The sequence below is a fragment of the Polaromonas sp. P3_C2 genome, from assembly GCF_056402675.1.
In genome coordinates, this window is sequence record NZ_JBFUGX010000160.1 from 1 (window position 1) to 7,460 (window position 7,460).

8 protein-coding genes are annotated in these 7,460 nt (G+C 62.1%); 7 read left to right on the top strand and 1 reads right to left on the bottom strand.

Annotation, left to right across the window (positions count from 1 at the left end):
- Nucleotides 1-210 precede the first annotated feature (210 nt).
- The 5 genes from xylF (at nt 211) to AC1DWI_RS08955 (ending at nt 4,914) form a co-directional block, all read left to right on the top strand.
- The gene (xylF, locus tag AC1DWI_RS08935) at nt 211-1,227 is read left to right on the top strand and encodes a D-xylose ABC transporter substrate-binding protein (protein ID WP_457280705.1); all 1,017 of its coding nucleotides are present in this window, start codon (nt 211-213) and stop codon (nt 1,225-1,227) included.
- Between the two features lie 162 nt (nt 1,228-1,389).
- Nucleotides 1,390-2,520: a sugar ABC transporter permease gene (locus AC1DWI_RS08940; RefSeq protein WP_477669620.1), complete on the top strand. Its 1,131-nt coding sequence runs from the start codon at nt 1,390-1,392 to the stop codon at nt 2,518-2,520.
- A gap of 146 nt (nt 2,521-2,666) precedes the next feature.
- Nucleotides 2,667-3,446 (top strand): ATP-binding cassette domain-containing protein, encoded by a 780-nt coding sequence (locus AC1DWI_RS08945; RefSeq protein ID WP_477669379.1) that lies wholly within the window; start codon nt 2,667-2,669, stop codon nt 3,444-3,446.
- Between the two features lie 15 nt (nt 3,447-3,461).
- A complete protein-coding gene (locus AC1DWI_RS08950; protein ID WP_477724694.1) occupies nt 3,462-4,640 on the top strand; it encodes an ROK family protein in 1,179 nt (392 codons plus the stop codon).
- Between the two features lie 103 nt (nt 4,641-4,743).
- Nucleotides 4,744-4,914, top strand: coding sequence for a hypothetical protein (locus AC1DWI_RS08955; RefSeq protein WP_457280702.1), 171 nt, complete (start codon nt 4,744-4,746; stop codon nt 4,912-4,914).
- Nucleotides 4,915-4,936: 22 nt separating this feature from the next.
- Here AC1DWI_RS08955 and AC1DWI_RS08960 read toward each other — a convergent pair whose 3' ends face one another.
- Nucleotides 4,937-5,452 carry a MarR family winged helix-turn-helix transcriptional regulator gene (locus AC1DWI_RS08960; protein WP_477669377.1) on the bottom strand — a complete coding sequence of 172 codons (516 nt, stop codon included), beginning with the start codon at nt 5,450-5,452 and terminating at the stop codon, nt 4,937-4,939.
- A 60-nt stretch (nt 5,453-5,512) separates the two neighbouring features.
- Between AC1DWI_RS08960 and AC1DWI_RS08965 the strand changes: the two genes are divergently transcribed.
- Entirely contained in the window at nt 5,513-5,917 is a 405-nt protein-coding gene (locus AC1DWI_RS08965) for a GFA family protein (RefSeq protein WP_477669376.1), read from the top strand.
- 196 nt (nt 5,918-6,113) lie between these two features.
- On the top strand, nt 6,114-7,322 hold the full coding sequence (locus tag AC1DWI_RS08970) for an acetyl-CoA C-acetyltransferase (protein ID WP_477724695.1): 1,209 nt from the start codon (nt 6,114-6,116) through the stop codon (nt 7,320-7,322).
- The last annotated feature ends 138 nt before the right edge of the window (nt 7,323-7,460 follow it).

Genomic DNA, 7,460 nt, shown 5'->3' on the forward strand with positions numbered 1-7,460 from the left:
GCCTTTGGTATTACAGAAACCATCAAAAATTTAAAGCGCCCCCCGCATACCCGGGGTTTGTCCCTAGGCGGGGAATTTTTCAGGTCCACATAATTAGTGCGTCGTTCAAACTAATTCTGAAGTGCTGCGTTTTGCAGCGGAACGATTACCGGGATTCAGCTGGGTTTTCAAAACTACACGCCCGACTGGGCAGAACTATCGGAGACATTCATGAAACTAAAAAATTCCCTCACCGCAATGGCACTCAGCCTGGCCGCTGCCGGCGCATTTGCGCAGGTCACTGTCGGCGTCAGCTGGTCCAACTTCCAGGAGGAACGCTGGAAAACCGACGAGGCCGCCATCAAGACGCAACTTGAAAAACTGGGCGCCAAGTACATCAGCGCAGACGCAGCGGGCTCCCCTGAAAAACAACTGGCGGACATTGACGGCCTGATGGCCAAGGGTGCCAAGGTCCTGATCGTGCTGGCCATGGACAAGGACGCCATCCTGCCCGCCGTGAACAAGGCCACCAAACAAAAAGTGCCGGTTATTGCCTACGACCGCCTGATCGAGGCTCCCGGCGTGTTCTACATCACCTTCGATAACAAAGAAGTCGGCCGCATGCAGGCCCGCGCGGTGTTCCAGGCCAAGCCCAAGGGCAACTACGTGATGATCAAGGGCTCCCCCACCGACCCGAATGCAAATTTCCTGCGCGAAGGCCAGCAGGAAATCATTGACGCTGCCGTCAAGAAAGGCGACATCAAGATCGTGGGCGAGGAATACACCGAGGGCTGGAAGCCCGAAGTCGCCCAGAAAAACATGGAACAGATCCTGACCAAGAACGGCGGCAAGGTCGATGCCGTGGTGGCTTCCAATGACGGCACAGCCGGTGGTGTGGTGGCGGCTCTGAGTTCCAAGGGCCTCAAGGGCGTGCCGGTGTCCGGCCAGGACGGTGACTTTGCCGCCTTGAACCGCGTAGCCATGGGCACCCAGACCGTGTCGGTATGGAAAGATGCGCGCGACCTCGGTAAACAGGCGGCCAGCGCCGCTGTCAATCTGGGTGCCGGCAAAAAAGTCGACGGCGCGACTTCCTGGAACGGTGGCGAGAAAAAGATCGCCCTGCAGGCCCAGTTCCTCAAGCCTGTGCCCATTACCCGCGACAACCTCGACGTGGTGGTGAAGGCTGGCTGGATCAAGAAAGACGAACTCTGCAAGGGTGTCACGGGCAACGTCGCGGCCTGCAAGTAATACAGGCTTTAATACAGGCGTTCAACCACCTGCTCCCCATTCTGCGCAAGCAGGCAAGGCAACCGGCCTGTAGGTTGCCTTGGGGAGTGCCGCATCCTCAAGACCATGCAATTTCCCGTTCGATTCCTGCGCAACGCTGCTGTCGACTGGCGGCTGGTGTTCATGGGGGGCGTGCTCGCCGTCCTGGCGGGCGTATTCCAGGTCCTGTCGGGCGGCATTTTCCTGTCGCCTGAAAATCTCTACAACATTGCCCAGCAAACCGCGGTGGTGGGCATCGTGTCCACTGTCATGGTGCTGATCATTGTGGCCCGGCATATTGACCTGTCGGTCGGTTCGGTGATCGGTTTTGTCGGCGTGCTCATCGCCTATCTTCAGTACACCCTGGGATGGTCCTGGCCGGCGGCGTCACTCGCCGGGCTGGCCGCGGCGCTGGTGGTGTCGGTGTACCAGGGATGGCTGACCGCCATGCTCGGCGTCCCTTCTTTTGTGGTCACGCTGGGAGGGCTGATGTCCTTGCGCGGCGCGGCTTTTCTGGTGGCCGACGGCAAGACGCAGCCCGTCAGCGACGAGACTTTTCTGCAACTCGGCGGCGGCTATGACGGCGGCATCGGCGTGACCGCCACCTGGGTCCTGACCGCCTGCGTGAGTGTGGTGCTGGTGGTTCGCATGCTGCTGCGCCGCCGTGCCTCCACGCGCCATGAGATGCCCAACCAGCCCGTGTGGGTGGATGTACTGCTGGTGGCGGCACCGGTGGCCCTGCTGGCCGCGTTCGCCGCGACCATGAACAGCTACCTGGTCACCAACAAGGACGCCCCCCAGGGCATCCCGATTCCGGTGCTGATCTGGGCGGCCGTGGCGGTGGTGATGTCATTCATCTCCCAGCGCACCCGTTTTGGCCGCTATGTTTACGCCATGGGCGGCAACCCCGACGCCGCGGTACTGGTCGGCATACCGGTCAAGCGGGTAACGCTCATGCTGTTTGCCCTGCTCGCCGTGCTCATCACCATCGCGGCCATCGTGTCGGTGGCCCGCCTGAACGCAGGCACCAACTCGCTGGGCACCGGGATGGAGCTCTTCGTGATTGCCGCCGCAGTGATCGGCGGCACCGCACTGGCCGGAGGCAGCGGCACCATCATCGGCTCGGTCCTGGGTGCGCTCATCATGCAGTCGCTGGACAGCGGCATGCTGCTGCTGGATGTCTCCATCGGAAAACGCATGATCATCATCGGGCAGGTGCTGATTGTGGCGGTGGTATTTGACGTGCTCTACCGCAAGTGGGCACAGGAAAGCTAGGATGAAACACCCCCGAAGCGCCTTCGGCGCCTCCCCCTCAAGGGGGCGACACCAGCGGCCCGGCGAAGCCGGTTCCGCGGTGTCCCTGGCCTTTGCCGTGCGGTTTCATGTGTCGCGGGTGGCGCGCAGCGCAATGGATCACTGAAATGCAAATCACTACCGAACCTCTGGTCGAATTCAAGGACATCCGCAAGGCTTTTGGCGGCGTTCATGCCGTGGACGGCGTGAACCTGAATCTGTACCCAGGCGAAGTTGTCGCCGTCTTGGGCCACAACGGCGCCGGCAAATCCACACTCATGAAAATGCTGGCCGGAGCTTTCCCGATCGATTCGGGCGAGATCCATGTGATGGGGCAGAAAGTAAATCTCCGGACCCCGGCCGATGCACAACACCAGGGCATCGAGACCATCTACCAGACACTGGCTCTCGCCGACAACCTGGACGCCGTGGCCAACCTGTTTCTGGGCCGTGAAAAAATGACGGCCTGGAATACGCTGGACGACTACTTCATGGAGGCACAGGCACGCAAGGTGTTTGGCCGCCTGAATAAAAACTTCACCAACATCCACACCCCGGTGCGGCGCCTGTCGGGCGGGCAGCGCCAGGTGGTGGCCATCTCGCGCGCCATTTATTTCAATGCCCGCATCCTGATCATGGACGAACCCTGCGCCGCCTTGGGGCCGGAGGAGTCCGCCATGGTCGCCAACYTGGTGCTCCAGCTCAAGGCCGAAGGCGTGGGCATTTTCCTGATCACGCATGACATGCAGGATGTTTTTTCGCTCAGCGACCGTCTCTCGGTGATGAAAAACGGCCGCCTGATCGGCACTTACCGCACGGCCGACCTGAACGAAGACCAGATTCTCGGCATGATCATCGCCGGCAAGCAGCCGGAAGGGAAAACACAGGCGCCGCAACGCATTGCCTGAACCATGCCATCGGCCATGAAAACCACAGGTGACCAGCAACTTGTCAAACGCATCAACCGCAGTGTGCTGATGCGCTTGCTGCGCAACCAGCCGGGGCGCTCGCGTGCGCAGCTGGCCAACCATAGCGGGTTGACCAAGTCGACGGTCAGCCTGCTGGTGCGAGAACTTATTGATGAAGGCTGGCTCAGTGAAATCAGCATGGCCGCCGTCAACGGTGTGGGGCGGCCCTCCACGCCCCTGCAAATCGACTGCCGGTCGCGCGGCCTGATTGGTGTGGAAGTGGCAGTCGACACCTTGCGTGTGGTAAGCGTGTCCCTGCTGGGGYAAGTGCTGTGGTCAACGCAAGAACCTTTGCGCGGCACCCGGCCGCAAGACGTCTGCAGCCAGATTGCCGACCTGACAGTAGTGGCCCAGGCGCAGCTGGTATTGCGCGGCGCGCAACTTTCAGGTGTGGGCATAGGCCTGCCCGGCGCGTTTGACGAAACCACCGGTGTGGTTCGCTTTGCCCCCAACCTTGGCTGGCGCAACGTGGACTTCTTGCCGCAGATCACTCAGGCACTGATTCATGCAGGCCTGCCTCCGGTACCGGTGCACGTGCAAAACGAAGCCGACACGGCCGCGCTGAGCGAATACGAATTCTCGGAGAACGACGGCAAGGACTCGCTGATTTTTGTGACCTGCGATGTCGGCGTGGGCGCGGGCATCGTGCTCAACGACCGGTTGTTCACCGGCATGCGGGGCATGGCCGGCGAGATCGGCCACAGCATTCTGGAGCTCGACGGACCCGCGTGCTCCTGCGGACGGCGTGGGTGCGCGGAGGCCTTCATCGGTTCGGGTGCTCTGGGCCAGCTGGCGGACGCTCACCGGTCGGGACACTACCTGGGTGTGCTGCTGCAGAACCTGTGGACCACTTTCGACCCCAGCGTGCTGGTGGTGGGCGGCGCATCCTGCCAGCGTTTTCCGGACATGGTGCGGGTTGCCCAGGAGACGCTGCAAAACTACGCCACCCATGCCGGCGTAACCGCTCCGGTGGTGCGCGTGGCGCGTTACGGCCTGCTGGCTTCAGCGGTAGGTGCTGCAGCCCTGGTGCTTCACCAATATCTGCGTCCCATGCATCCGCGCGGCCGCCTCGTAAGCAATGGCCTCCCGGAGGGCTTCAAGCCCGGGGTGGCGGAATTGGCCGCAGCCTCCTGAAACCATTCGTAGGCCCTCGCTGACACCCATCAGCGCATCTACCCGATAAAGCAGCGGCTCCACGGCACGCATAGTGGGGCCACAACATTTCGTGGAGAAGAAAATGTCTTTTGCGCTTTACATGATCGGTTTCGTGATTTTCCTGGCCGGTGTCATCTGGGGCGCCGTGGTGGCCGGCGTGCCACATCTGTACATCGGGATAGGTGCGCTGATCTTCCTGGGGATTGGAATCTTCAGCGCCGTGAGCCGCACGCGCAGCAAAGACCCCTCTTAAGCGGCACGCGCCGGCACTCCAACTATTCCCGCGGCGCTTCCTGCACCATCAAAGCCTGCTGCAACTGCGCCAGCACGGCGCTCGCGGCACGTAGCTGGGCCTCATTCATCCCCTCAGCTAACGCATTGGCCCATACTTTTTGCCCTGCCTGTATGGTTTGCAAGGCCTTGCGACCTTTGGCCGTAAGCCGCAGCAGCTTGGCGCGCGCATGGGCCGGATTGTTTTCATAAGCACTGAGCCCCTCTTCCACCAGTAAATCCGCTACGCGCTGCACGCTTTGCCGCGTCAGGTTCATGGCGCGTGCGATCTGTGCCACCGACAGCGGCGCGTCTTCCACTGCGGCCAGCACCTGCCAGCGCGCCGAAGTCTGCCCGGCCGGCGCCGCCAGCGCATCGCCGGCCGCCGTCAACAAGCCGTTGAGTTGCATCACCTGCACCACCAGCCAGCTCAGGGAACTGGCGGCCGGGGTGCGCTCTACCCCCTCGTTGGCGATTCCCGATTTGACAGCATGCTGTCGTTTAACTATACTTTCAGACATGACAACATTCTGTCATATCCGGATTTTCCCAACAACCTGCAACCGTCAAGGAGTCGCCCCATGCAAAAGACCTATACCGGAAGCTGCCACTGCGGCGCCGTCCGTTTTGAAGCCGACATCGACCTCAGCAAAGGCACGGGCCGCTGCAATTGCTCCATCTGCACCAAAACCCGCAACTGGGGCGCCATCATCAAACCCGACGCATTTCGGCTTCTGGCCGGCGAGAACGAACTGAGCGACTACCAGTTCGGCACCAAAAGCGGCCACCATTTGTTTTGCAGGCACTGCGGCGTGCGGCCTTTCGGTCGGGGCTACGTGGAGCAGATAGGCGGCGACTATGTATCCATCAACATCGCCGCGCTGGACAACGCCGAGCCGGCTGAACTTATCAGCGCGCCGGTCAACTATTCGGACGGGCGCAACAACGCCTGGTGGAACACCCCTGCCGAGACGCGGCACCTCTGATTCATCGCGGGCATTCACCTCCCCTGAACGATGTCGGTCAGGAATTGAGGAAGGTCAGGTCAGGCCTTAGCCCACTACAACGCAACGCGGCTTTCCGTTCGTCTATTTATGCAAAGCGACTGCTTTGCAAAATGCATATACTTCAACGGCCCCTCCCCGCCAGCCCTGCGTTCCCGCCTTCCCGAGGAAAGCCATCATGAGCATCGAAGCCTTTATCTACGACGCCATCCGCACGCCGCGCGGCAAAGGTAAAAAAGACGGCAGCCTGCACGAGGTCAAGCCCGTCAACCTGCTGGCCGACGTGCTGACCGACCTGCAACGGCGCAGCGGCTTCGACACTGCGGCCATCGACGACGTGGTGATGGGCGTGGTTTCACCGGTGGGTGAACAGGGCGCGGTGATTGCCAAGGTGGCCGCGCTCAAGGCCGGCTGGGATTTCCGCGCCTCGGGCGTTCAGGTCAATCGCTTTTGCGCCTCGGGCCTGGAAGCCGTGAACATGGCCGCGCAGAAAGTGCGCTCCGGCTGGGAAGACCTGGTGGTGGCCGGAGGCGTCGAGAGCATGAGCCGTGTACCGATTGGCGCCGACGGCGGCGCCTGGGCGCAAGATCCGGAGACCAACAGCGCCACCCTGTTTGTGCCGCAAGGTATAGGCGCCGACCTGATCGCCACGATGGAGGGTTTCAGCCGCGCCGACGTGGATGCCTTTGCGCTCGAAAGCCAGCAGCGCGCTGCCCAAGCCCGCGCCGCTGGCCACTTCGCAAGCTCCGTCGTACCAGTCAGGGATTTTCTGGGCCAGACGATTCTGGCCGAAGACGAATTCATCAAACCCCACACCACGCTGGAAGGCCTGGCTTCACTCAAACCGGCCTTCGAGCAGCTGGGCGGCATGGGCTTTGATGCCGTGGCGCTGCAGCGCTATCCGCAGGTCGAGCGCATCCACCACGTGCACCACGCCGGTAATTCGTCGGGCATTGTGGACGGCGCGGCCGCTGTGCTGGTGGGCTCGGAAGCCGCCGGAAAAATCCACGGCCTCAAGCCGCGCGCCCGCATCGTGGCCGCCRCCCTGAGCGGCGCCGACCCCACCATCATGCTGACCGGCCCCATGCCCGCCACGCGCAAGGCGCTGGCCAGGGCCGGCATGACGGTGGAGCAGATCGACCTGTTCGAAGTCAACGAGGCTTTTGCCGCCGTGGTGATGCGCTTCATGAAAGAGATGAAGGTGCCGCACCACAAGGTCAACGTGAACGGCGGCGCCATTGCCATGGGCCATCCGCTGGGCGCCACCGGCGCGATGATCCTCGGCACGCTGGTCGACGAGCTGCACAGGCGCAAGTTGCGCTACGGCCTGGCCACGCTGTGCGTGGGTGGCGGCATGGGCATCGCGACCATCGTGGAAAGAATATGACTCCCCCCCGAAGCGCCTGCTGCGCAGCCGCCTCCCCCTCAAGGGGGCAACACCAGCGGCCCGGCAAAGCCGGTTCCGCGGTGTTTTCCGTGAAAACCCTCCTTTCCCAGCCTCTCCCATGAAAACTATCCACTATGA